The sequence below is a fragment of the Streptococcus oralis genome (assembly GCF_019929365.1).
GTDB lineage: Bacteria > Bacillota > Bacilli > Lactobacillales > Streptococcaceae > Streptococcus > Streptococcus oralis_BT.
In genome coordinates this window covers 59,123-82,670 of sequence record NZ_JAHZPH010000005.1, presented here as the reverse complement: position 1 = coordinate 82,670, position 23,548 = coordinate 59,123, and the positions used below count along the sequence as shown (strand labels likewise).

The following is a 23,548-nucleotide window of genomic DNA, read 5'->3' as shown; positions in this document are numbered from 1 at the left end:
ACACAAAAGGGGAGAATGGGATAGGATGGAAGTCAAAGCTGTTTTTTTTGATATCGATGGAACGCTAGTCAACGATCGTAAGAGTGTTTTGAAATCCACTAAGGACGCGATTAGGATTGTGAAAGAACAAGGGGTGCTTGTTGGAGTGGCGACAGGACGAGGGCCTTTCTTTGTCAAGGAATTGATGGAGGATTTAGATCTGGATTTTGCAATAACTTATAACGGACAATATATCTTTAATAAAGAAAAAGTCTTATTTGCTAGCCCGATTGCCAAGTCAAGTCTGCGTCAACTGATTGCCTATGCTAAAAAGGAGCGAAAAGAAATCGCTCTTGGAACCGAGCATGCCGTTGTTGGTTCGAAAATTATGTCATTTGGTCTCGGATCCTTTTCACAGCTGGTTAGCCGTTTTATCCCGACTGTGCTGACAAGAACCGTTAGCCGTTCCTTTAATCGAATGGTCAGCAAGGCAGTTCCTCAAAAGGAAGATGACCTACTTCGTTTGATCAATGAGCCAATCTATCAAGTGTTAATGCTGATGACACCCGAAGAATCTGAGAAAGCTGCAAGTGATTTTGAAGACTTGAAATTGACTCGAAGCAATCCCTTCGCTGCGGATATCATCAACCAAGGAAATTCCAAACTAGAAGGCATTCGCCGAGTCGGGAAAGAATATGGTTTTGATCTCAACCAAGTCATGGCCTTTGGTGATTCAGACAATGACCTAGAAATGTTGGCGGGTGTTGGTATGTCTGTAGCCATGGGAAATGGCAGTAGTAGCGTCAAAGAAGTTGCCAAGCACATTACAGCAAGTAACCAACAAGATGGCATCCACAAGGCGCTCGAGCACTTTGGTGTTTTGGCTTCAGAAAAAGTTTTTGTCAGTCGAGATTACCATTTTAATAAGGTCAAGACCTTTCACCACATGATGGATGAACGGACGCAGGAAGAGCCGCAGGCATGGGATGTTGAAGGGGCAACCCATCGTGCAGACTTTAAAATTGAAGAATTAGTAGAGTTTGTCCGCGCGGCAAGTTCTTCGGAGGAAGAATTCCAGCAGTCGCTTGCAAGCATGCATGCTGCACTTGACAAGGCGGCCGAAAAGGTGAGGCAAAAAACGCCTGCCCAAAAAGATCTAATCGGGCAGGTTGATGCCTTAATCGATACACTGTATTTTACTTACGGCAGTTTTGCCTTGATGGGAGTGGATCCAGAACGCATCTTTGATATTGTGCATGAGGCAAACATGGGGAAGGTTTTTCCTGATGGAAAAGCCCATTTTGATCCAGTTACACATAAAATCTTAAAACCGGATGACTGGGACGAAAAATATGCTCCAGAACCTGCTATCAGAAAGGAACTGCAGCGTCAGCTCAAGGCTTATGAGCGACATAAAGAGAGAAATAAGTAAGAAAAAAGGGAGCCTAGCAGGCTCCTTTTGTGTTCCTATAGTGTTTTTTCTTGTTCTCTCACGACGAGTAAATCAACTTTTGCGTGGCGGAGGATGTATTCAGATGAAGAGCCAACCAAGAGGCGTTCAAAGGCATTAAGACCTGTTGCGCCGACGAGAATCAAGTCAACATTTTCTGCGTCTGGAATGGTACGGGCAAGGAGAGTTTTTGGATTTCCCATTTCGATGACGGTATGAATATCGGTCACACCCGCATCTTTTGCACGTTTTTCGTACTCTTTCATCAAACTTTCAGCGTCGACTTGGAGTTCTTCGTAAACTTCAGCATCAAAGGTAGACACGCTTTGAAGAGCGCGTGTGTCAATAACATGGGCAATGGTGAGCTTGGAATCATTGCGTAGAGCAGTGTAAACACCTTTAACAAAAGCCAAGTCTGCCTCTTTAGAACCATCAATTGCAACCATAACATTTTGGTAACGTTGTGCCATAATGAAACCTCCTGAAATTTTCTTACTTTTATTGTAATCCTTTTCACTAAAGAAGTAAAGTAAAAATCATATTTAAATAAATATTATCGGAGATTCGATTTGGTGGAGATATGTTAAAATAAAAGAAAACGGGATAGTAGGAAACATAGCGAGGGGATGAGAAAGTATGAAAGATTTTGTTCAAGCTTCTAAAAAAATAAGTCTTCTTTATCATGGAATCATCCTTGCGTCACTTGTAGGAGAAGTAGTGATGCTTTGGCAGCTGGAAAGAGTCGTGCCTGTTCTCTATCCAGGTTTTGTCGGCTTTCTTCTCTTTCACTTAGTCTACCATATCATTTTATTTGTGATTGCAAAGAGAAGTGGTCGCTTGGACTATTTGGTCACGTGGGGGCTCTTTCTCATGTTTAATCTTTTGTATGATTCCTTTTTAGCATTGGTCTTCCTAGGTTTGTCTTTTGGTATGTGAAAAATGATTCTTCCTTCTAGTTATTTAGACGGTGAGAACCTAGTCGTTGTGAGTTTTTTCTTTGTTTGCTCATTTCAAGAAACTTGTCGCAATCCCTTTCTAGTGGTATAATGTTACTATCTCGATGAATTGAGGAAACAAGATGAAAGAATATAACAAGTCTAGCAAGCTAGAGCATGTTGCCTATGATATCCGTGGCCCTGTTTTGGAAGAAGCTATGCGGATGCGAGCAAACGGAGAAAAGATTTTACGCCTGAATACAGGAAATCCAGCAGAATTTGGCTTTACAGCGCCGGATGAGGTCATTCATGATTTGATTATGAATGCGCGTGATAGTGAGGGATATTCTGACTCCAAAGGAATTTTCTCAGCCCGTAAGGCCATCATGCAGTATTGCCAGCTGAAAAAATTCCCCAATGTGGACATTGATGATATCTACCTTGGAAATGGTGTCAGTGAGCTGATTGTTATGTCCATGCAGGGGCTTTTAGACAATGGAGATGAGGTCTTGGTGCCTATGCCAGACTATCCTCTCTGGACAGCAGCGGTCAGCCTAGCTGGGGGAAATGCTGTTCACTATATCTGTGATGAAGCTGCAGAATGGTACCCAGATATTGACGATATTAAGTCAAAAATTACTTCCAACACCAAGGCTATCGTCCTTATCAATCCAAATAACCCAACTGGAGCCCTTTATCCTAAGGAACTCTTGTTGGAGATTATTGAGATTGCTCGTCAGAATGATTTGATCATCTTTGCGGATGAGATTTATGACCGCATGGTGATGGATGGGCATGTGCATACGCCTGTGGCGAGCTTGGCACCAGATGTTTTCTGTGTCAGCATGAATGGTCTGTCAAAATCTCACCGTATCGCTGGTTTCCGTGTAGGATGGATGGTCTTGTCTGGTCCTAAAACCCATGTTAAAGGCTATATCGAAGGTCTCAATATGCTGTCTAATATGCGTCTTTGCTCTAATGTTTTAGCCCAGCAAGTTGTACAAACCTCGCTAGGTGGGCACCAGTCAGTGGACGAATTACTCCTTCCTGGTGGTCGCATCTATGAGCAAAGAAACTTTATCTATAATGCCATTCAAGATATTCCAGGTTTATCTGCGGTCAAGCCGAAGGCGGGTCTTTATATCTTCCCGAAAATCGACCGTAATATGTATCGCATCGATGATGATGAACAGTTTGTGCTTGATTTCTTGAAGCAAGAAAAAGTACTCTTGGTTCATGGACGCGGTTTTAACTGGAAGGAACCAGACCATTTCCGTATCGTTTACCTCCCACGTGTAGACGAATTAGCCCAAATCCAAGAAAAGATGACACGTTTCTTGAAACAGTATCGTAGATAAGGGCTTTCATAGGAAAAGCTGGAAAACATTTGCTTGGAGCTATTGACAAAAGTGGCAGAATCAGATAGAATAGTAAAGTATGTTTAGTAACTGATCACTTTATAGCCGGCTAAACGAATACAAAATCTATGAGGAGGTATTCATCGTGAAACGTACTTATCAACCAAGTAAACTTCGTCGTGCGCGCAAACACGGATTCCGTAACCGTATGTCAACTAAAAACGGTCGTCGCGTATTGGCAGCTCGTCGTCGTAAAGGACGCAAAGTTTTGGCTGCATAATCCAAACGAATTCAACAAAGAAGTCAGTAGGAACTCGAGTCTACTGGCTTTTCTTTTTTTCCTATAATATCAGTCTGTAAATGCTTTATATTTTTTCTGAAATAGTGTATAATATTTCACATACTATAAAAAATGGAGAACAGTTATGAAGAAATCAAAAGCCCTCCTACTAGGGGCTGGAATTTTGAGCGCAAGCTTCTTGATGGTGGCTTGTAGTTCGGCACAATCAAATACAGATAAAACCTACTCGTATGTATTTGCTAGCAATCCAGATACATTAGACTATATCACTTCGACACGTGGTTCAACCTCTAGCATTACGACAAACTTGATCGATGGTTTGTTGGAAAATGATAAATACGGCAATCTCGTTCCTTCTATGGCAGAGTCATGGAGACGGTTTAACCTATACCTATAAAATCCGCCAAGGGGCTAAGTGGTATACCTCTGAAGGAGAAGAATACGCTGAAGTGACAGCCCATGACTTTGTGACAGGTCTTAAGTATGCAGCGGATAAAAAGGCTGAGAACTTGTACTTGGTACGGGATTCAATCAAAGGTTTGGCAGATTATGTCGAAGGGAAAACATCTGACTTTGAGACGGTTGGAGTCAAGGCAGTGGACGACTATACTCTCCAATACACCTTGAATAAGCCAGAGTCTTATTGGAATTCAAAGACAACAGGGGGAATTTTGAGCCCTGTCAATGAAGCCTTTTTGAAATCCAAGGGAGATGACTTTGGAAGTGTTACCCCATCTAGTATCCTGTCAAATGGGCCATACTTGTTCAAGTCTTTCACATCAAAATCTTTAATTGAGTTTGAAAAGAACCCTAATTACTGGGATAAGGACAATGTGAAGATTGAGAAAGTAAAACTTTCCTTCTATGATGGTTCAGACCAAGATAGTTTAGCTCGAGGATTCTTAGAAGGCAACTACACAGACGGACGTATTTTCCCGACAAGCTCTGTGTTTGACCAGTTGAAAAAAGGGAATGAGGATAAAATTACTTATACCCCTCAAAATGCTGTGACTTTCTACTATCTCTTCAATGTCAACCGTCAAAGTTACAATCAAACCATGAAACAGACGGATAAAGAAAAGGCAGATTCTCGTGCAGCTATGCAAAATAAGGACTTCCGTCAGGCAATTAACTTTGCCTTTGACCGTCATGCCTATGCCGCACAGACAAATGGAGAAGATGGAGCTGATCGTATCCTTCGAAACACAGTCACACCAAGCAATTTTGTTCAGATCGGTGGGAAAAACTTTGGAGATGCTGTCAATGAAAAGATAGTCAACTATGGTTCAGAGTGGGCTAATGTCAATCTAAACGACGCTCAGCCTGCCTTCTTGAATGCTGACAAAGCCAAGGCAGAATTTGCCAAAGCCAAAGAAAGTTTGCAAGCAGAAGGTGTGACCTTCCCAATCCATCTAGACATGCCAGTGGACCAGACTGCTAAGTTGGACGTACAACAAGCTAGTTCTTTCAAGCAGACGGTTGAGGAGACACTTGGATCAGATAATATTGTTATCGATGTGATTCAACTTTCTCCAGACGAGAAAGACAATGCAACCTTCTTTGCTGACACAGCTGAACAAAAGGACTATGACATCGACATCTCAGGCTGGAGTGGAGATTACTCAGATCCGAAAACCTATCTTGACCTTTTGGACCCAGACTCTGGTTCTCAGTTAAAAAATCTTGGCTTGACTCCAGGAAAAGACAATGGTGTTAAGGAAAAAATCGGTCTCTCTACCTACAAGAAGTTGTTGGATGAGGCAGATAAAGAAGTTGAAAACACTCAGGTTCGCTATGAGAAATTTGCCGAAGTTCAAGCTTGGCTAACAGATAGTGCTCTCTTTCTGCCAGTTCAAAGTGGAGGAGCTAATCCAATCTTCCGTAAGACTGTACCGTTCACAGGAGCCTTCTCATTTGTTGGACACAAAGGGGATGCGGATAACTACAAATATGTTGAGTTGCAAAAAGATCCCGTGACTGCGAAACAGTACCAAGAACTTTATGAAAAATGGCAAAAAGAAAAAGTTGAGTCCAACAAAAAAGCTCAGGAAGATTTAGCTAACCACATTCAATAATATTCCTAGTCATGTTTTTTAGTTAAGCATAGTGGCTGGATTCAGAAAAAGGCCCCACCAGACGCTTTTTGGTTCTGGTAGGGCCTTTTCTTTATTCTTTTAAGTGATAAGAGTAGCTGGCGACAACGACGTCTTCATGCCATCTGAGAGCGTATTTTAGTTTGAGGCTCATCTGATTGTGCAGGATATTTTGCCAAGGCTTGTTAGGGATAAACTGTGGGACAAGGACTGTAACGGTGTAGTTTTTTTGCTTAGCTTCTTGGGCGATTCGTTTGACATACTTAACACTAGGGGTGATGATGTCGCGGTAACTGGTATTGATATTCTTCAGAGTGATATTTGGGAAGTAGTCGGCAAATTCCTGAAGAATTTCTTGGTCTTTTTCTGCCGTTTCTTTAGTAGAAATGTGCATGGCTAACACTTCATTACCGATACTTTGAGCGTAGTTAATGGCTCCGATACTTACTCGAGTAACATTCCCTACTAGAACAAGGACAAGGTTGCCGTCATAAGTGCGCTTTTCAATTCCTTCGTAGAGTCGTAGCTGTTTTGCCACTTTTTGGTAATGGCTGTGAATGGACAAAAAGAGGAAAGTAAGAACTAGGATAATTGGGAAGAATGGCCAGATATCACCCAGTCTGAAGAGGAGTAAAATGAGGACAATAGCATAACAAATGATGGCCCCAAGGATATTAGCAAAGGCAGGTTTTAAAAAGTTTGCTCCTTTTTCCTTTTTCCAATGGCGAATCATCCCAGTCTGAGAAAGGGCAAAGGGAACGAAGACCCCGATAGTATAAAGAGGAATCAAGCGTTCAGTATTCCCGTTAAAAATGAGAAGAAGGATCATAGCTCCAAAAGCCAGAGTTAAGATACCGTTGGAGTAGCCAAGACGATCCCCTTTTTCCATAAAGAGATGGGGCATGTACTTGTTTTTAGCCATATTGTAGGCCAACATAGGGAAGGCTGAAAAGCCAGTATTTGCAGCTACAGCTAGAATCAAGGCTGTTGAGAACTGGAAGAGATAGTAGCTAGCATGACCAAAGAATGAATCACCAAGAATGCCCTTGGCCATTTGCGAGAGGATGGTTTCTCCATTTTGAGGAGTGATGCCCATCCAGTAGTTTAGGAAGGTAATGCCTGCAAAAAGAAATCCTAAAATCAGCGACATGATGGTCAAGGTCTGAGCAGCATTCTTTTCTTTCGGAGTTTTGAAAAATGGTACCGCATTTGAAATAGCCTCAACCCCTGTCAGAGAGGCAGAGCCACTGGTAAAGGCTCTCAATAGGAGAACGATGGAAAGGCTTGGAACGGTTTGCCCAATGGTTGAAGTTGCCTGGTAGTTTAGGGACCCTGTAAATAGTTGAAAGAACCCATAAAGCAAGAGAAAGACGGTACTGAAGATAAAGAGGTAGACGGGAATCATCAGAGAGCTGGCAGATTCTTTCAATCCTCTTAAATTCAAGAGCATGAGCAAGCAAACTAGAAAAATGGAGATGTGGAGGTTGTAAGGGTGGAGGGCAGGGAGGGCTGCTGTTATAGCGTCAGCTCCAGATGATACCGATACCGCCACAGTCAGCATGTAGTCAACCAGCAGACTACCTCCAGCAATCAAGCCTAGCTCGGGAGATAGATTTTCTCGAGTAACCATATAAGCTCCTCCACCTTGAGGATAGGCATGAATGATTTGACGATAGGAAATGGTCAAACTAGCGAGCAGTAAGAGGACAAAAATACCGATAGGGAGGCTCCACCAGATAGCGAGAGGAGAGAGACTGACTAAAACGAGAATGACTTGTTCAGGTCCATAGGCAATAGAAGACAGGGCATCACTAGATAACATTGCAAGTGCCTGCATTTTTCCAAGTAATCCCCCTTCACCATCTGTGAGAGACTTGAGTGGTCGACCGATAAAGGTATATTTTAATTTTCTAAACATTTTCTTTTCCTTTGCTGAAAATTTCAATAAGTGTTATTATACTGCTTTGAAAAAAGGCAGTCAAGGGAGAATGATTGGTATTAGAATATTTTTACAAGCCGAGGGATGCTATTTTTGGTATAATAGATGGAAGAAAATGAGGTTAGAAGAGATGATTTTTGATACACATACTTAGAGTGTTTGGAGTACAGTTTAAGGACTCATGACATTATTAAGGCATAAATTAACCATAAAACTAACCAAAGGAAAGCTAAAGTAGCATACAAAAAGAGGAATTCATTGAGAGTTCCTCTTTTAATCTATATTTTTGACAATTTCATTGAACAAAGAAATTATTTTTAATTTTTTTGTGTGAGATAAATCTGAGATGTTATCGATCAATGTAGTTATAGGGACGTAATTATTTGAGAGTGGGAAATTAAAGAAGTCTTCGACGGTCATGCCTAAAGCTGTAAGAACCTTTTCAAGTGTGTGTATTTTAAAATCGTATTTCATATTCTCGATGTTTTGTATTGCTTTAACACCTAGTCTGGCTTTATTGGATAATTGTTCTTGGCTGAGATTCTGTTCTTTTCTACATTCTCTTATACGCTCTGCTATGTATTTTTGTAATTGATTAGCTTCCATCCGCAATTTCCTCTTTTGTACTATTCTACTATCCTTTATATGATTTTTTAAGTACAATTAACTGTCTAAAATATCAATATAGTATAGCGTATCGTACTATTTTGTGTTAAAATAGATAAAAAACAATACAAAAGGAGCAATAACATGGCAGAAGAAATAGCTGTGTATAAATTTCAAGAGTGGAATATGGGAGATGGTGAGAAAAAATATTCTCAGTTGGGTAACTTAGAAGCTCACTATCATTTTGCAAAAAATAATGGTGGAAAAGTTTTATTTACGACAAAATCGAAGTTGTACCAGAGAAATGTTGGTTATGTATTACTAACATTACCGAATGGAGAATACGGATTTCTTTCTAAAATTATTGAAAAAGGAACTTATCCTCAAATTCCAGAAGATTCGTCATATACCATTCCTACAGAGTGGAGCAATCTAAATGAAACAATAGAAAAACAGTCCAATTTTAATTGGATTGCCTTAGAAGTTGTTTCAAATATTATTGAAAATATTGAGAATATACCTGAGATGCCTAGTCCACAGTACATGAAAAAAGAGGAATCTCAAAAATATCTAAATAGCATAGATTATTAAGAAATAAACTCAGGTTTTGCTAATAGAATGGATACTAAAATCAAGGAGAATAAGATATATGAGAAAGAAGAAAAACGAAGAAGGTAAAAAGGATAATAAGAATGGCAAGAAAACTAAAAAATTTAGTTTAGTGAAAGTCATATTACTTACGATTGTTATATTGGGAATCTTTGCTGCTGCAGGTATAAGTATATCTAATTATTTTTCCGAAAATTCATCAAGTGATAATTTATTTGATAAGAAGTGGGGTTCAGTAGGGCTTAAAACTAGTGTTTGGGAATTTTCAGGTTCAGAAAAATTAAAAATTGATTATATGCTAAAAAATAATGAAGTATTTAATTATGATGTAACTATTCATGATTTATATTCTGATTTTAAAAATATCACAAAAACTAAACTTTCGGAAGAAGATATCGTCAAATCATTTAAGAAAAATTTCGAGATATTAAAAAATAGTGATATCAAAAAAGAAGATTTGAAGTTTATTTCATTACTTGATAATAAAGACCAAGAACGTTACGGAAGAATCCTGTATAAGATAGATCAACATAAGATGGTATATCTTGATATAATTGGTGAGAATACATCTGTACCATATGAGTTAGTACCATTAGTAAACACAAAAATTAGCGGAACTTATCGTGTTACGAAGGTTTATGGAACTAAAGGCTCTGTGGAAGAAGATCAAAAAAATATAGATAGATTACCTAATATTAAATTTTCAAGTGATAGAATTATTGTAGGAGATAAGGTGATTTATTTAACTTCATATGAGTCATTTACTAATACTGTTAAGGATTTGAAAACAAAAGAACAAATTATCGCAATCATGGAAAGTAGAGGATATAAGATAAAGGATACAGAAAAAATATATGTTGATTTAGATAGAGTGCAATTCTATATCCCGGTTGAAAATGGTAAGAAAGTATTCATAGGATTTTTGAAGAATGATACCTCAAATAAAGAAAATAACGCAGTAATGGAACTAGAAAAAGTAGAACTAAAAGAATAATTGAATAAAAAAGACAAATAGCATATAGATTTGGCTCTAAAAAATGCATAGCAGTTATACGATTTTGTATAACTGCTATTTTTTATGCATCTTACTATGTTCTTTTTAAAATCACATAAGGCGAGTTTCCACTGACGAGAGTCTATGGAGCCCCTTTGGGTAGTGTTGGTAAACCCGAGTAGGAGGTGCCAACATATGGTAGATTTAACAAAAGTAGAACAACGTAGAGAAGAAGCGATTCAAAGAGCTATACTTACTGACGATTGGAAAAAAGTAGATAACTTATTAAACCAGCCCTATGAAAATTCGTGTAGAAAAGATCGATCTTATGGTCTTTGTAGTTTAGATAGTAGATCAGGTGACACAGGTTCTTTATTAGATACGATAGCAAATTATAATGACCCATTGTCTATCTTAATTAAAAAAGAAGAAATGGCTATTATAAACGATGCTATTGAGAAGATATTGAGTGAAAGAGATAGAAAAATTCTAAATGGAGTGGTTGAAGGTAGATCGTATTCAAGTCTTGCAAAGGAGGTTAAACTTAGTGACAAAACTGTAAAAAGACACTATGAGCGTATTGTAGAGATTCTACGAAAAGAATTAAAAAATTTATAATCTCCTCCGAATTATATTGAAATTTCTCCTAATACTTGAGGAGGTAATTTTAATTATTGTCAACTGTAATCGTCACAGTGTTTATTTCGTTAAAAGTAGACGATTTACTTTTAAGTTTAGAAAGAAGGTATTGAATTATGGCACTTAAGAACTTAACTCATTTTACAGAGTTTAATACGTCACTATTCCTTTCTCGCAAAGAACTACGTTTTGTGTCCGCAACAAGGTGGATAGAAAAAAGTGAAACTGGTTCCGAAATGGAGAAAGGTGTAAAAGTCGGCGTGCTTGTCTTTGCCGATGAAAGTGACTATCCAAACGAAAAAAATAATATTGGGGAGCAACTCACTGTGAAAGTTCCATTTGCATCTATGAAGGATTATGATACGTTTCAACCAATGCTGACATCTGTAGAAATTGTAGACATTGAGAAAGCAATTGTATACGGAGAATATCGTAACCAGCTTAGTTTGACTGCAAAAGTCATTGAAGTTGTCGCACTTTAAAGGAGGCAAATATGCCATCGATTATCGAAGAATTACCTATGAAGATTTTTGAAGGTGCTAAGGAAGTTTATCATCTTTTTAGTAGAAAACTTCAGGAGTACCAGAGGAAAGTTCAGATAGAAGAAAAGCAAAAAAACTGGGATAGATTTCTAGCTTCTACGCAAAATGTATTGGTAGAATTAGTGAAAGAAAATATTCAGGAAAATCAGTTTGTGTATAAACTAGTTCCAATTTACGAAGCTCAGGAAGTTGTTCAAGCCGATGGAAGCAAGTCAGTCCAGAGAGTGCACGTAGCAGATGAAAGGGTTCCTATATGTACAATGGATAACCATGGGATTCGAGAATTTGGAGCTAGGTGTGTGGTTTTTCGGTTTCAAATTTTTGGAGAGATAGATTTAGACGTTTTATTAAGAATAAAAGATACTTGGATCTTTTATTTGCACAAATATGCTCTTCATGGTCTCGCTGATCTATATGTAAAGGATGGGTTGTGCTATCTGGTATTCATCATATGTAATGAATCAGATAGACGAACGATTAAAGGGGCGTTGTTCAAATTGAAACATCCGTGATCTTAGATGGTTAAATTCTTTATGCCGTGAAAGTTGTTGATACTAGGCTAAGATAGATTAGACTGGTTGGGGCGGTGCGGTCGAACTTTGTTCGCCGTGCCGACACAATCAGTTTTATAATCTTAGGGTCCCTATTGTCAATAAATCATGGAATAAATCTGAATTTAATCATCGATAGTGCGACGCCTTAACTTGATAAGCATCACACAAAAGCGCAAAGCATATTTTTATAGGTATAGAGTATGAAGCAAATAGAACTTAGTAAAATTGTGAAAAGTTACGTTTATGGTAATACGATCGAAATGACAACCGCGAACGGTCAACAAGAGCAAGTTATAAAAGTTATTGAAGGGAAACGCTATGTAAACTTGGAAACAGGCGAAATACATAACATGGATACTTCTAGTAGTACACGACTCGATAATTTGAAGTCTACTAAACAGACTATGAAAAAACTACGCCGTCTAGTAGCTCATAATTTTACGGGAGGTATCAACCAGTTATGGATTACGTTGACTTATCGTGGCCATGTTACCGAGCCAGCAATTGTTTACATGGATTTCAAAGCGTTCATTCGACGAATTCGTAATCAGTTTGGAAAGGTTGATTACATTACGGTCATTGAACCACAAGCTAGTGGAAGGTGGCATTTGCATGTGTTATTAAAGAATGATTCAGAGCTAACAATTCCTAACAATGACCTTGCTAAGATGTGGGGGAAAGGTTTTACAAAGACCAAAAGGTTAAGGAGAGCTGATAAGGTTGGAAATTACTTGATAGCTTATCTATCTAATTTGCAGATAGGTGATGAGGGTTCACAAAACAAAGCAATTATAAAAGGTGCGCGCCTATACATGTATCCCAAGGGTATCAGAATTTATCGAACTAGCAGAGGAATTAAAAAGCCCTTGGAAATGACAACAACAAAAGGTGAACTTATGGAAACTTATAAAATTAACAGTCCTCCGACATTTTCACGTACCACAAAACATGAAACTCCTTATGGTGTGAAAGAATATACTACGGAGTTTTACGATAACATAAAAAGCCTGTCAGATACTTTTAGCGGAGCAACTGACAAGCTAAGTAGGAAATAAAAGAAAATGTCTTTTATCATCCCTATTATATCAAAATAGGAGAATTTTATGGAAAATATATATAAAAGCAAGAGAGGAATTACGGAATTATTTGATGTTCCGTTAAAAACCTTAAACAATGATCTAACAGAAATGCGGAGAAATGAAAAATTCCAAGGATACATTTTGAAGCCTTCTCATAAGAGAGTATATATAAACGTTGAAGGTTATAAGGAATTTTTGCTGTATAAACAAAATAAATATGAGGAAGCTATGTAGTTATGTTATAATTAAGCTATGCTACATAGCTTTCCTTGGCTTCAAAAGTACAAGGAGAAGAAATGTTTTTTAAAGAATTGGATAATGGGAAATACCGTTATTATGAGAAATTCTATCATGAACGAGAGGAAAAGTGGAAACAAGTTTCTGTGACTCTAAAATCAAAATCTAGAGTTTCTCAAGCAGAAGCAAAACGTCGCTTAGCGCTAAAAATTGAAAAACTTCTAACAGCCCCTACAAAAGAGGAAGTTGAAAAGAAACAGCTAGGAGAAATGGTTTTTAGTCAGCTATTAGAAGAATGGAAAACGATTCGTTCCAGTGAGATAAAATCCTCTAGTTATAGAAGTGAGATGAAAAGTTTAGAACTTTTCATGGAAACAGTAGGAAATTTGAGAATATCAGATTATACTACACAGTTAGTTCAAACATATTTAATGAATTTGAATGTTCAAAATTCAACAAGAAAAAATCGGAAGATATATTTGAATGGTCTCTTTAATTATGCTGTAAAGGTCGGATATATTTCTGATTCTCCAGTTAAAGGGGTGGTAATTCCAAAGCAGAAAGCGGACTATGAGAAGTTGCAAAAAGCTAAGGATAATTTCATTAGTAGAGAGGAACTAGGACAGGTTTTATCGTATTGTGAAAGTCACAATAAAGATAAGCGTTATGCTTTGGCAATGGAATTTATCTTTTTAACTGGTCTTCGTTTCGCAGAGTTTATAGGGGTTCGCTATCAAGATGTAAACTTCAAAGCAAATCTTTTAACAATTGATCATACAATAGATTATGTTGCTCATAGGTATGATGAGAGAATCTTACAGACAACGAAAACAGTAGGTTCTGTTAGAACGATAGTACTAAGTGAACGTTGCTTAGAAATCATTGAGTACTTTCGTAGGAACTGTTTTGATGAGGAGTTCATTTTTGTGACTGAGCAAGGTAACATTATGAGGCAGCCTTTGTTATATAGATTTATCAAAAATATTTGTGAAGTAGTGTTAGGTGGGCACAGATCCTATAATATTCACATGCTTAGACATTCTCATATTAGTTTGTTGGCTGAACTAGGGATACCCATAAAGGCTATTATGGAGCGAGTTGGACATAGAGATGAATCTATCACTTTAAGGATCTATAGTCATGTAACAAAAAATATACAGGATGAATTGAGAGAGAAACTTAATCAAATTCATCTGTAGATGCTAACCATAGAACTAACCAAGTACTAACCAAAGTGAATAGAAACTAGAGGAAATATAGGGAAGTATAGAAGAAAGAAATTCTTTTATTCTGGTAGTTAAGGAATATTGAGGAAAGAGAGGGAAATATAGTATGGATATTTTTGATACGCACACACATTTAAATGTAGAAGAATTTGCAGGACGTGAGGCAGAAGAAATCGCCTTGGCTGCTGAGATGGGTGTGACTCGGATGAATATTGTTGGTTTTGATAAGCCGACCATTGAACGAGCCCTAGAGTTAGCAGATGAGTATGAGCAGCTCTACGCAACTATTGGCTGGCATCCGACGGAAGCAGGGACTTACACAGACGAGGTCGAAGCTTACTTGCTTGAAAAACTAAAACATCCTAAGATTGTTGCCTTGGGTGAGATTGGCCTGGACTACCATTGGATGACAGCACCTAAGGAAGTGCAGGAACAGGTTTTTCGTCGTCAGATTCAGCTGTCTAAGGACTTGAATTTGCCCTTTGTGGTCCACACTCGTGATGCGCTAGAAGATACTTATGAGATTATCAAGAGCGAGGGCGTTGGTCCACGAGGTGGGATTATGCACTCATTCTCAGGTTCTTTGGAGTGGGCTGAGAAGTTTGTCGAGCTTGGCATGACCATTTCTTTCTCAGGTGTGGTGACCTTTAAGAAGGCGACGGATATCCAAGAGGCTGCTAGAGAACTTCCGTTAGACAAGATTTTGGTAGAAACGGATGCGCCTTATCTGGCTCCTGTTCCTAAACGTGGCCGTGAAAACAAAACAGCCTATACTCGCTATGTGGTGGACTTTATCGCCGACTTGCGTGGGATGACGACTGAGGAGTTAGCCGCAGTAACGACTGCAAATGCAGAGCGTATCTTTGGATTGGACAGCAAGTGATGAAAGAAAAAATTTCCCAAGTCATCGTGGTTGAAGGTCGTGATGATACGGTCAATCTCAAACGTTACTTTGACGTGGAAACCTATGAGACACGAGGATCGGCAATCAATGATCAAGATATAGAGCGGATTCAACGCCTGCATGAACTGCATGGAGTCATTGTCTTTACAGATCCTGACTTTAACGGTGAGCGCATTCGTCGCATGATTATGACGGCCCTTCCGACAGTTCAGCATGCCTTTCTCAAACGAGATGAAGCGGTTCCCAAATCCAAGACCAAGGGGCGTTCTCTGGGAATCGAACATGCTAGCTATGAGGACCTGAAAACAGCGCTGGCTCAGGTGACAGAGCAATTTGAAAACGAGAACGAGTTTGATATCAGTCGAAGCGACTTGATTCGTCTTGGTTTCCTAGCGGGAGCAGACAGTCGTAGACGCCGAGAGTATCTAGGCGAACGGCTCCGCATCGGTTATTCCAATGGCAAGCAACTCCTCAAGCGCTTAGAGTTGTTTGGGGTGACCTTAGCAGAAGTGGAAGAGACTATGGAAAGTTATGATAATAGCTAGATAGTCCAAAAATACAAAGGGAATGTGTTACAATAGAGGTACTTAGATTTATTTTGATAGCGTTAAAATAGAAACTTATAAGGACAGAGCGAATGAAAATCCGAGTTGACAGAGAGTCTGTGTGTATGGGGGATGATGTATTGCCTCATGAGACGGAATTTGAGATTCCTGAAGATATGACAGTGAAAGAATTTTTTGACTTTCTAGAAAGGGAACGTTATTTGCCGTCTGTTCAAGGAAACAATGTGGCCTGGGAACTCCGCAATCGAAATGGGGAACAAGGTGTTTATTTCACTAAAACAGGAGAGATTATCAATCCAGATGGAGTATTAAAAGAGATGTTGGAAGGAATTACGGAGACACCCTTATTTGTTTTGATCTATCATTATACCCCGGAAGCATACTACATTAGTAAAGATAATAAATGAGAATTGCAGATGATATCCTGACCGAGGTTGAACTGGTCATGTATTGTTATCGTCCCTTGGTACTTTTATGAAACATCTTTTTAAATGAAGTCTAGGTTTTCGATTGGGCATGAAAAATTGGAAACTTTATAGTTTTATCTACATCCTACTTGAACCACTAACCTTTTTCAAAGATTGTGAAAGGAAATGATATGGCAAATAGAAGTTATATTTACTTAAAAAACGGAGATGAAGCCCGTATTCTAACAGCGGGAATTTACACAATACCCTATTTTTGGCAATTGTTTTGGGATGAAGAAGATTTAAAAGCTCCGATTGCTCTCTGGAAAACAGCAGAAAAACTGGAAGAAGATGAAGAGCAAGCAGAAAGATTTTACCAAGAGCAGAATGTAGATATCTTGCTTTCTATTGAAAAATTCCAGCAGAATGCCCTCAAAAACCGATCTTTTTTAGAAGATAATGCCCCGCAATCCGTGCAACTATATGATGACTTTGTCCGTTATATTCTTGCAAATGTCAAAGACGGGGATGTGCTCGGATTTGATCTTTTAGATGTTGTTTTTATGGACCAAGTGTCTGTTGTTTCTGATAAACTGTTAAAAAATATACGAGCTATTCGGGAAAATCAACCCAAAGATTTAGATTTTTCTGTGACAGAAAAGAACTTAATTGGTCTTGCTATGGGTTTTCCTGATTATTATGCTTCAGAATTATTACCAGAAGACAATATTCTAGATTCGGTTGCCTATCAGGATGAACTGAAGAAAATGAACCCCCAAGAAGATAAGAAAGTGCTAGATACGACTGGAGCTGATTCAAAAGGGAACAAGTCTCGTGTTCTTTTAGTGTTTTGGATTTTGTTGGCACCAGTAATTATGTGGGTTTTATATATTATTTTTAGCTAATAAATAGAAAAGAGAATAAATGAGAATTGCAGATTATAGCGTGACCAAGGCAGTGCTGGAGCGTCACGGTTTTACTTTTAAAAAGTCCTTCGGGCAAAATTTCTTGACGGATACCAATATTCTTCAAAAAATCGTGGATACGGCTGAAATTGATGACCAGGTCAATGTTATCGAAATTGGGCCAGGTATTGGTGCCTTGACAGAGTTTTTGGCTGAGCGTGCGGCTCAAGTTATGGCTTTTGAGATTGACCACCGTTTGGTACCGATTTTGGCAGATACCTTGCGTGATTTTGACAACGTGACCGTAGTCAATGAGGATATTCTCAAGGTTGACTTGGCCCACCATATCCAGAATTTCAAAAATCCTGATTTGCCAATCAAGGTAGTAGCCAACTTACCTTACTACATTACGACGCCTATCCTCATGCACTTGATTGAGAGTGGCATTCCTTTTAGTGAGTTTGTGGTCATGATGCAAAAAGAAGTGGCGGATCGCATCTCCGCTCAGCCGAACACCAAGGCTTACGGTAGTTTGTCGATTGCAGTTCAGTATTACATGACAGCCAAGGTTGCCTTTATCGTGCCTCGTACGGTCTTTGTGCCAGCGCCAAACGTGGACTCAGCTATCTTGAAAATGGTACGCCGCCCAGAACCTGCGGTAGCAGTAGAAGATGAGCAGCTCTTCTTTAAGGTTTCCAAGGCTAGTTTCACCCATCGCCGCAAGACCTTGTGGAACAACCTGACAGGCTACTTTGGCAAGACTGAGGAAGTCAAGGAAAAGTTGACCAAAGCTTTGGATCAAGCAGGTTTGTCACCAAGTGTACGTGGAGAAGCTCTCAGCTTGGCAGAATTTGCCAGCTTAGCAGATGCGCTTAAAGGACAAGGATTCTAAGATGCAGGGACAAATCATTAAAGCCTTGGCGGGCTTCTACTATGTGGAGAGTGAGGGTCAAGTTTACCAGACGCGTGCGCGCGGGAATTTCCGTAAAAAAGGTCATACACCCTACGTCGGGGACTGGGTAGATTTCTCTGCCGAGGAAAATTCAGAAGGCTATATTCTCAAGATTTACGAACGGAAAAATAGCCTGGTCCGTCCGCCTATTGTCAATATTGACCAAGCTGTGGTTATCATGTCGGTTAAAGAACCTGACTTTAATAGCAATTTATTGGATCGCTTCTTGGTTCTTTTGGAGCATAAGGGCATCCATCCCGTCGTCTATATTTCTAAAATGGATTTGTTGGACGATAGGGGAGAACTGGATTTTTTCCAACAAACCTATCGTGCCATCGGTTATGACTTTGTGACTAGTAAGGAAGAACTCTTACCTCTTTTGACAGCCAAGGTGACAGTCTTTATGGGGCAGACAGGTGTTGGTAAGTCAACCCTTCTTAATAAAATCGCACCAGACCTCAATCTCGAGACAGGAGAAATCTCAGACAGTCTGGGTCGCGGTCGTCATACCACTCGAGCTGTTAGTTTTTACAACCTCAATGGGGGTAAAATCGCGGACACACCAGGCTTTTCATCACTGGATTATGAAGTGTCAACGGCTGAAGACCTCAATCAGGCCTTTCCAGAGCTTGCTAGTGTTAGTCGAGACTGCAAGTTCCGTACTTGTACTCATACCCATGAGCCGTCCTGTGCGGTCAAGCCAGCTGTCGAAGAGGGTACTATTGCCAGCTTCCGTTTTGACAACTACCTGCAATTTCTCAGTGAGATTGAAAATCGCAGAGAAACCTATAAAAAAGTCAGCAAAAAAATTCCAAAATAAGGAGAAACCTATGTCTCAATACAAGATTGCTCCGTCAATTCTGGCAGCAGATTATGCCAACTTTGAACGTGAAATCAAACGCCTAGAAGCAACTGGTGCAGAATATGCCCATATCGATATCATGGATGGTCATTTTGTACCGCAAATCAGTTTTGGTGCAGGTGTGGTCGAAGCTCTTCGCCCTCATAGCAAGATGGTCTTTGACTGCCACTTGATGGTGACAAATCCTGAGCATCATTTAGAAGATTTTGCGCGTGCAGGTGCAGACATCATCAGTATTCATGTGGAAGCAACGCCTCATATTCATGGCGCCCTCCAAAAAATTCGTTCGCTCGGTGTCAAACCTTCGGTTGTCATCAATCCAGGTACACCTGTTGAGGCTATCAAGCACGTTCTTCATCTAGTTGACCAAGTCTTGGTCATGACAGTTAATCCTGGCTTCGGTGGTCAAGCCTTTCTGCCTGAAACCATGGACAAGGTTCGAGAGTTAGTTGCCCTTCGTCAGGAAAAAGGTTTGAGCTTTGAAGTTGAAGTCGATGGTGGGATTGATGACCAGACCATTGCTCAAGCCAAAGAAGCTGGAGCGACCGTTTTTGTAGCAGGATCCTATGTCTTTAAGGGAGATGTCGATGAACGAGTGCAAACTCTCAGAAAACAACTGGACTAGGGTTGCCGTTTTTGCCGGCGGAGATCGTGGGCATTATCGGACGGATTTTGATAGCTTTGTCGGTGTGGATCGAGGATCGCTCTGGGTCTTGGAAGAAAACCTTCCTCTTGCTCTAGCAGTTGGCGATTTTGATTCGGTAACCGCAGAAGAGCGACAGGTGATTCAAAAACGAGCCCAGCATTTTGTCCAAGCCCAGCCAGAAAAAGATGATACCGATCTGGAACTAGTTCTCTTAACCATCTTTGAACAAAATCCTCAGGCTCAGGTGACTATTTTTGGGGCTTTGGGTGGTCGAATTGACCATATGCTGGCTAATGTCTTTCTGCCTAGCAATCCCAAGTTGACACCCTATATGCGCCAGATAGCGATTGAGGACGGGCAAAATTTGATTGCCTATTGTCCAGAAGGGACCAGTCAGCTAGAGCCCCGTTCAGACTACGATTATCTAGCCTTTATGCCGGTTCGGGATAGCCAGTTGACCATTCTCGGTGCCAAGTATGAGTTGACAGAGGAGAATTTTTTCTTTAAAAAAGTGTACGCTTCTAACGAATATATAGATAGGGAAGTTTCGGTAACTTGCCCAGATGGCTATGTCGTCGTGCTGCATAGCAAGGACAGGAGGTAGGATGGAGACTGTATTATTACTATTATTAATTGCCAACCTAGCTGGACTCTTTCTCATTTGGCAAAGGCAGGATAAGCAAGACAAGTACCTAGCCAAGAGCTTGGATGATCAAGCAGACAATCTATCAGATCAACTGGATTATCGCTTTGAACAAGCCAGACAAGCCAGTCAACTAGATCAAAAAGACTTAGAAGTGGCTGTCAGCGACCGTTTGCAAGAAGTGCGAATGGAGTTGCACCAAGGCCTGACTCAAGTTAGACAGGAGATGAATGAGAATCTCCTCCAAACTAGAGACAAGACTGACCAACGTCTTCAAGCCCTGCAGGAATCAAATGAGCAACGCTTGGAGCAAATGCGCCAAACGGTCGAGGAAAAACTGGAAAAGACCTTGCAGACACGCTTGCAAGCATCCTTCGAGACAGTTTCCAAGCAACTGGAGTCTGTCAATCGTGGCCTGGGAGAAATGCAGACAGTTGCCCGTGATGTCGGTGCACTCAACAAGGTTCTCTCTGGAACCAAAACGAGAGGAATTCTGGGCGAATTGCAACTGGGGCAAATCATCGAAGACATCATGACTCCTGCCCAGTACGAACGAGAATTTGCAACGGTTGAGAACTCCAGCGAGCGAGTGGAGTATGCCATCAAGTTACCCGGACAGGGTGACCAGGAATATGTCTACCTACCGATTGACTCCAAGTTTCCACTGGCAGATTATTACCGCTTGGAAGAAGCCTATGAAGCAGGCGATAAGGACGAAATCGAACGTTGTCGCAAGTCACTTTTAGCTAGCGTCAAGCGCTTTGCCAAGGATATCAAGAGCAAGTATCTGGCGCCGCCTCGAACGACCAATTTTGGAGTCTTGTTTGTTCCAACAGAAGGACTTTACTCAGAAATCGTCCGCAATCCTGTCTTTTTTGATGATTTGAGACGGGAGGAGCAGATTATTGTCGCGGGTCCAAGTACCCTATCAGCCCTGCTTAACTCTCTATCAGTTGGCTTCAAAACTCTCAATATCCAAAAGAGTGCCGACCATATCAGCAAGACTCTTGCTAGTGTCAAGACCGAGTTTGGCAAGTTCGGAGGCATTCTGGTCAAGGCACAAAAGCATCTCCAACATGCCTCTGGCAATATTGATGAATTATTAAACCGTCGTACTACAGCTATCGAGCGGACGCTCCGTCACATTGAGTTATCAGAAGGTGAGCCTGCGCTTGATCTACTCCATTTCCAAGAAGATGAGGAAGAATATGAAGATTAGTCACATGAAAAAAGATGAGCTGTTTGAAGGCTTTTACCTGATCAAATCAGCTGACCTGAGACAGACGCGTGCTGGGAAAAACTACCTAGCCTTTACCTTCCAAGACGATAGTGGCGAGATTGAAGGGAAGCTCTGGGATGCCCAACCCCATAATGTTGAGACCTTTACCGCAGGGAAAGTCGTCCACATGCAGGGACGTCGAGAAGTTTATAACAACACTCCTCAAGTCAATCAAATTACTCTCCGCTTACCTCAGCCTGGGGAACCCAATGATCCAGCTGACTTCAAGGTCAAGTCACCAGTCGATGTCAAGGAAATTCGTGACTACATGTCGCAAATGATTTTCAAGATTGAAAATCCTGTCTGGCAGCGTATCGTTCGTAGTCTCTACACCAAGTATGATAAAGAATTCTACTCCTATCCGGCTGCCAAGACCAACCACCACGCCTTTGAAACGGGCTTGGCCTATCATACAGCAACCATGGTGCGCTTAGCAGATGCCGTTAGCGATATCTACCCTCAGCTAAACAAGAGTCTCCTCTATGCCGGGATTATGCTGCATGATTTGGCCAAGGTTATTGAGTTGACGGGACCAGACCATACGGAGTACACAGTGCGAGGCAATCTCATCGGCCATATAGCCCTCATCGATAGCGAAATTACCAAGACAGTCATGGAACTGGGCATCGATGATACTAGAGAAGAAGTGGTGCTACTGCGCCATGTCATCCTCAGTCACCATGGCTTGCTGGAGTATGGAAGTCCAGTCCGTCCACGCATTATGGAGGCAGAGATTATTCATATGATTGACAATCTAGATGCCAGCATGATGATGATGTCAACGGCTCTAGCTTTGGTGGACAAAGGAGAGATGACCAATAAAATCTTCGCTATGGACAATCGTTCCTTCTATAAACCAGATTTAGATTAATAATTTAAGAAAAACGAGCATTTTTTACGCAATAATGTTCGTTTTTTTATGTGAATGTGGTATAATGGATAAAATATCAAAATTAAATGGAATGGTAAATAAAAATGAAATTAAGAAGAAGTGATCGGATGGTTGTCATTTCCAACTATTTGATTAATAATCCATACAAACTAACCAGTCTCAATACCTTTGCAGAAAAGTATGAATCTGCCAAATCATCGATTTCAGAGGATATCGTGATTATCAAGCGTGCTTTTGAGGAAATTGAAATCGGTCATATTCAGACTGTGACTGGAGCAGGTGGTGGCGTTATCTTTACACCATCAATCTCGAGTCATGAATCCAAAGAAATGATCGCAGACTTGCGTGACAAACTTTCAGAAAGCGACCGTATCTTGCCAGGTGGCTACATCTACCTGTCTGATCTGCTTAGTACACCTGCCATTTTGAAAAATATTGGTCGTATCATTGCCAAGAGCTTTATGGACCAAAAAATCGATGCCGTTATGACAGTAGCAACAAAGGGTGTTCCGCTAGCAAATGCGGTTGCCAATGTCCTCAATGTTCCATTTGTCATTGTGCGTCGTGACTTGAAAATCACAGAAGGTTCAACGGTCAGCGTCAACTATGTTTCAGGTTCCAGCGGTGACCGCATTGAGAAAATGTTCCTTGCAAAACGCAGTCTCAAGGCAGGCAGTCGTGTCTTGATCGTGGATGACTTCTTGAAAGGTGGCGGAACGGTCAACGGGATGATCAGTCTCTTGCGTGAGTTCGATTCTGAACTAGCTGGTGTCGCAGTCTTTGCAGACAATGCCCAAGAAGAACGTGAAAAGCAGTTCGATTACAAGTCACTCTTGAAGGTTACCAATATTGATGTCAAGAACCAATCCATCGATGTTGAGATTGGGAATATCTTTGACGAAGACAAATAAGAGATAGAACTAAAGGTTGGAACGATTGTCCCAGCCTTTC

At 40.3% G+C, this 23,548-nt stretch carries 26 protein-coding genes and 1 pseudogene; 24 read left to right on the top strand and 3 right to left on the bottom strand.

The window, feature by feature from the left end; genetic code table 11:
• Positions 1-25: 25 nt before the first annotated feature.
• The gene (locus tag K1I53_RS07355) at positions 26-1,411 is read left to right on the top strand and encodes a Cof-type HAD-IIB family hydrolase (protein ID WP_223328901.1); all 1,386 of its coding nucleotides are present in this window, start codon (positions 26-28) and stop codon (positions 1,409-1,411) included.
• A 35-nt stretch (positions 1,412-1,446) separates the two neighbouring features.
• On the opposite strand, the gene K1I53_RS07350 is transcribed toward K1I53_RS07355, so the two are convergent.
• Complete coding sequence (locus K1I53_RS07350) at positions 1,447-1,899, bottom strand: universal stress protein (RefSeq protein WP_000079159.1); 453 nt, start codon at positions 1,897-1,899, stop codon at positions 1,447-1,449.
• A gap of 166 nt (positions 1,900-2,065) precedes the next feature.
• Between K1I53_RS07350 and K1I53_RS07345 the strand changes: the two genes are divergently transcribed.
• From K1I53_RS07345 to K1I53_RS07330, 4 genes and pseudogenes are all read left to right on the top strand, one after another.
• Positions 2,066-2,365 carry a hypothetical protein gene (locus K1I53_RS07345; RefSeq protein ID WP_084974428.1) on the top strand — a complete coding sequence of 100 codons (300 nt, stop codon included), beginning with the start codon at positions 2,066-2,068 and terminating at the stop codon, positions 2,363-2,365.
• 142 nt (positions 2,366-2,507) lie between these two features.
• Positions 2,508-3,722 (top strand): pyridoxal phosphate-dependent aminotransferase, encoded by a 1,215-nt coding sequence (locus tag K1I53_RS07340; protein WP_084948407.1) that lies wholly within the window; start codon positions 2,508-2,510, stop codon positions 3,720-3,722.
• A 145-nt stretch (positions 3,723-3,867) separates the two neighbouring features.
• Complete coding sequence (rpmH, locus tag K1I53_RS07335; protein WP_000831905.1) at positions 3,868-4,002, top strand: 50S ribosomal protein L34; 135 nt, start codon at positions 3,868-3,870, stop codon at positions 4,000-4,002.
• Positions 4,003-4,147: 145 nt separating this feature from the next.
• Positions 4,148-6,098, top strand: a pseudogene (locus tag K1I53_RS07330) (peptide ABC transporter substrate-binding protein).
• A gap of 91 nt (positions 6,099-6,189) precedes the next feature.
• Here the strand turns inward: K1I53_RS07330 and K1I53_RS07325 are convergent.
• On the bottom strand, positions 6,190-8,034 hold the full coding sequence (locus K1I53_RS07325; RefSeq protein ID WP_084948410.1) for an APC family permease: 1,845 nt from the start codon (positions 8,032-8,034) through the stop codon (positions 6,190-6,192).
• Positions 8,035-8,328: 294 nt separating this feature from the next.
• Entirely contained in the window at positions 8,329-8,661 is a 333-nt protein-coding gene (locus K1I53_RS07320) for a helix-turn-helix domain-containing protein (protein WP_223328900.1), read from the bottom strand.
• Between the two features lie 144 nt (positions 8,662-8,805).
• On the opposite strand from K1I53_RS07320, the gene K1I53_RS07315 reads away from it, so the two are divergent.
• From K1I53_RS07315 to purR, 19 genes are all read left to right on the top strand, one after another.
• Positions 8,806-9,252 carry a hypothetical protein gene (locus K1I53_RS07315; protein ID WP_223328899.1) on the top strand — a complete coding sequence of 149 codons (447 nt, stop codon included), beginning with the start codon at positions 8,806-8,808 and terminating at the stop codon, positions 9,250-9,252.
• 58 nt (positions 9,253-9,310) lie between these two features.
• The gene (locus tag K1I53_RS07310; RefSeq protein WP_223328898.1) at positions 9,311-10,264 is read left to right on the top strand and encodes a hypothetical protein; all 954 of its coding nucleotides are present in this window, start codon (positions 9,311-9,313) and stop codon (positions 10,262-10,264) included.
• Positions 10,265-10,459: 195 nt separating this feature from the next.
• Entirely contained in the window at positions 10,460-10,882 is a 423-nt protein-coding gene (locus K1I53_RS07305; RefSeq protein WP_223328897.1) for a LuxR C-terminal-related transcriptional regulator, read from the top strand.
• Positions 10,883-11,019: 137 nt separating this feature from the next.
• On the top strand, positions 11,020-11,385 hold the full coding sequence (locus tag K1I53_RS07300; protein WP_223328896.1) for a hypothetical protein: 366 nt from the start codon (positions 11,020-11,022) through the stop codon (positions 11,383-11,385).
• An 11-nt stretch (positions 11,386-11,396) separates the two neighbouring features.
• A complete protein-coding gene (locus K1I53_RS07295) occupies positions 11,397-11,957 on the top strand; it encodes a hypothetical protein (protein ID WP_223328895.1) in 561 nt (186 codons plus the stop codon).
• 242 nt (positions 11,958-12,199) lie between these two features.
• On the top strand, positions 12,200-13,054 hold the full coding sequence (locus tag K1I53_RS07290; RefSeq protein WP_223328894.1) for a rolling circle replication-associated protein: 855 nt from the start codon (positions 12,200-12,202) through the stop codon (positions 13,052-13,054).
• A gap of 48 nt (positions 13,055-13,102) precedes the next feature.
• Positions 13,103-13,312: a DNA-binding protein gene (locus K1I53_RS07285; RefSeq protein ID WP_070567732.1), complete on the top strand. Its 210-nt coding sequence runs from the start codon at positions 13,103-13,105 to the stop codon at positions 13,310-13,312.
• A 62-nt stretch (positions 13,313-13,374) separates the two neighbouring features.
• Complete coding sequence (locus K1I53_RS07280) at positions 13,375-14,514, top strand: tyrosine-type recombinase/integrase (RefSeq protein WP_223328893.1); 1,140 nt, start codon at positions 13,375-13,377, stop codon at positions 14,512-14,514.
• 133 nt (positions 14,515-14,647) lie between these two features.
• Entirely contained in the window at positions 14,648-15,424 is a 777-nt protein-coding gene (locus tag K1I53_RS07275) for a TatD family hydrolase (protein ID WP_223328892.1), read from the top strand.
• Positions 15,424-15,990, top strand: a complete 567-nt coding sequence (gene rnmV, locus K1I53_RS07270) for a ribonuclease M5 (protein WP_084948413.1) — start codon at positions 15,424-15,426, stop codon at positions 15,988-15,990. Before K1I53_RS07275 ends, rnmV begins: the two co-directional genes overlap by 1 nt.
• A 92-nt stretch (positions 15,991-16,082) precedes the next feature.
• On the top strand, positions 16,083-16,418 hold the full coding sequence (locus K1I53_RS07265) for a hypothetical protein (protein WP_084948415.1): 336 nt from the start codon (positions 16,083-16,085) through the stop codon (positions 16,416-16,418).
• 191 nt (positions 16,419-16,609) lie between these two features.
• Positions 16,610-17,323, top strand: a complete 714-nt coding sequence (locus tag K1I53_RS07260; RefSeq protein ID WP_223328891.1) for a dimethyladenosine transferase — start codon at positions 16,610-16,612, stop codon at positions 17,321-17,323.
• A gap of 19 nt (positions 17,324-17,342) precedes the next feature.
• On the top strand, positions 17,343-18,215 hold the full coding sequence (gene rsmA, locus K1I53_RS07255; RefSeq protein WP_223328890.1) for a 16S rRNA (adenine(1518)-N(6)/adenine(1519)-N(6))-dimethyltransferase RsmA: 873 nt from the start codon (positions 17,343-17,345) through the stop codon (positions 18,213-18,215).
• A gap of 1 nt (position 18,216) precedes the next feature.
• Positions 18,217-19,095: a ribosome small subunit-dependent GTPase A gene (gene rsgA, locus K1I53_RS07250; RefSeq protein ID WP_223328926.1), complete on the top strand. Its 879-nt coding sequence runs from the start codon at positions 18,217-18,219 to the stop codon at positions 19,093-19,095.
• Between the two features lie 10 nt (positions 19,096-19,105).
• Complete coding sequence (gene rpe, locus K1I53_RS07245) at positions 19,106-19,762, top strand: ribulose-phosphate 3-epimerase (RefSeq protein ID WP_223328889.1); 657 nt, start codon at positions 19,106-19,108, stop codon at positions 19,760-19,762.
• Positions 19,725-20,387, top strand: a complete 663-nt coding sequence (locus K1I53_RS07240) for a thiamine diphosphokinase (RefSeq protein ID WP_125450011.1) — start codon at positions 19,725-19,727, stop codon at positions 20,385-20,387. Before rpe ends, K1I53_RS07240 begins: the two co-directional genes overlap by 38 nt.
• A gap of 1 nt (position 20,388) precedes the next feature.
• Complete coding sequence (gene rmuC / locus K1I53_RS07235) at positions 20,389-21,645, top strand: DNA recombination protein RmuC (protein WP_223328888.1); 1,257 nt, start codon at positions 20,389-20,391, stop codon at positions 21,643-21,645.
• Complete coding sequence (locus tag K1I53_RS07230; RefSeq protein ID WP_223328887.1) at positions 21,635-22,576, top strand: 3'-5' exoribonuclease YhaM family protein; 942 nt, start codon at positions 21,635-21,637, stop codon at positions 22,574-22,576. The genes rmuC and K1I53_RS07230 overlap by 11 nt, the downstream gene beginning before the upstream one ends.
• A 104-nt stretch (positions 22,577-22,680) precedes the next feature.
• A complete protein-coding gene (purR, locus tag K1I53_RS07225) occupies positions 22,681-23,508 on the top strand; it encodes a pur operon repressor (protein WP_223328886.1) in 828 nt (275 codons plus the stop codon).
• Positions 23,509-23,548 lie beyond the last annotated feature (40 nt).

What these genes read in the sequence shown, in the direction of transcription:
- K1I53_RS07325 (WP_084948410.1), bottom strand. Translation starts at nt 8,034, where the DNA reads ATGTTTAGAAAATTAAAATATACCTTTATCGGTCGACCACTCAAGTCT.
- K1I53_RS07275 (WP_223328892.1), top strand. Translation starts at nt 14,648, where the DNA reads ATGGATATTTTTGATACGCACACACATTTAAATGTAGAAGAATTTGCA.
- rpe (WP_223328889.1), top strand. Translation starts at nt 19,106, where the DNA reads ATGTCTCAATACAAGATTGCTCCGTCAATTCTGGCAGCAGATTATGCC.
- K1I53_RS07260 (WP_223328891.1), top strand. Translation starts at nt 16,610, where the DNA reads ATGGCAAATAGAAGTTATATTTACTTAAAAAACGGAGATGAAGCCCGT.
- K1I53_RS07320 (WP_223328900.1), bottom strand. Translation starts at nt 8,661, where the DNA reads ATGGAAGCTAATCAATTACAAAAATACATAGCAGAGCGTATAAGAGAA.
- K1I53_RS07345 (WP_084974428.1), top strand. Translation starts at nt 2,066, where the DNA reads ATGAAAGATTTTGTTCAAGCTTCTAAAAAAATAAGTCTTCTTTATCAT.
- K1I53_RS07355 (WP_223328901.1), top strand. Translation starts at nt 26, where the DNA reads ATGGAAGTCAAAGCTGTTTTTTTTGATATCGATGGAACGCTAGTCAAC.
- K1I53_RS07310 (WP_223328898.1), top strand. Translation starts at nt 9,311, where the DNA reads ATGAGAAAGAAGAAAAACGAAGAAGGTAAAAAGGATAATAAGAATGGC.
- purR (WP_223328886.1), top strand. Translation starts at nt 22,681, where the DNA reads ATGAAATTAAGAAGAAGTGATCGGATGGTTGTCATTTCCAACTATTTG.
- K1I53_RS07305 (WP_223328897.1), top strand. Translation starts at nt 10,460, where the DNA reads ATGGTAGATTTAACAAAAGTAGAACAACGTAGAGAAGAAGCGATTCAA.
- K1I53_RS07240 (WP_125450011.1), top strand. Translation starts at nt 19,725, where the DNA reads ATGAACGAGTGCAAACTCTCAGAAAACAACTGGACTAGGGTTGCCGTT.
- K1I53_RS07340 (WP_084948407.1), top strand. Translation starts at nt 2,508, where the DNA reads ATGAAAGAATATAACAAGTCTAGCAAGCTAGAGCATGTTGCCTATGAT.
- rnmV (WP_084948413.1), top strand. Translation starts at nt 15,424, where the DNA reads ATGAAAGAAAAAATTTCCCAAGTCATCGTGGTTGAAGGTCGTGATGAT.
- K1I53_RS07350 (WP_000079159.1), bottom strand. Translation starts at nt 1,899, where the DNA reads ATGGCACAACGTTACCAAAATGTTATGGTTGCAATTGATGGTTCTAAA.
- K1I53_RS07315 (WP_223328899.1), top strand. Translation starts at nt 8,806, where the DNA reads ATGGCAGAAGAAATAGCTGTGTATAAATTTCAAGAGTGGAATATGGGA.
- K1I53_RS07280 (WP_223328893.1), top strand. Translation starts at nt 13,375, where the DNA reads ATGTTTTTTAAAGAATTGGATAATGGGAAATACCGTTATTATGAGAAA.
- K1I53_RS07290 (WP_223328894.1), top strand. Translation starts at nt 12,200, where the DNA reads ATGAAGCAAATAGAACTTAGTAAAATTGTGAAAAGTTACGTTTATGGT.
- K1I53_RS07265 (WP_084948415.1), top strand. Translation starts at nt 16,083, where the DNA reads ATGAAAATCCGAGTTGACAGAGAGTCTGTGTGTATGGGGGATGATGTA.
- rmuC (WP_223328888.1), top strand. Translation starts at nt 20,389, where the DNA reads ATGGAGACTGTATTATTACTATTATTAATTGCCAACCTAGCTGGACTC.
- K1I53_RS07295 (WP_223328895.1), top strand. Translation starts at nt 11,397, where the DNA reads ATGCCATCGATTATCGAAGAATTACCTATGAAGATTTTTGAAGGTGCT.
- K1I53_RS07285 (WP_070567732.1), top strand. Translation starts at nt 13,103, where the DNA reads ATGGAAAATATATATAAAAGCAAGAGAGGAATTACGGAATTATTTGAT.
- rsgA (WP_223328926.1), top strand. Translation starts at nt 18,217, where the DNA reads ATGCAGGGACAAATCATTAAAGCCTTGGCGGGCTTCTACTATGTGGAG.
- K1I53_RS07230 (WP_223328887.1), top strand. Translation starts at nt 21,635, where the DNA reads ATGAAGATTAGTCACATGAAAAAAGATGAGCTGTTTGAAGGCTTTTAC.
- K1I53_RS07300 (WP_223328896.1), top strand. Translation starts at nt 11,020, where the DNA reads ATGGCACTTAAGAACTTAACTCATTTTACAGAGTTTAATACGTCACTA.
- rsmA (WP_223328890.1), top strand. Translation starts at nt 17,343, where the DNA reads ATGAGAATTGCAGATTATAGCGTGACCAAGGCAGTGCTGGAGCGTCAC.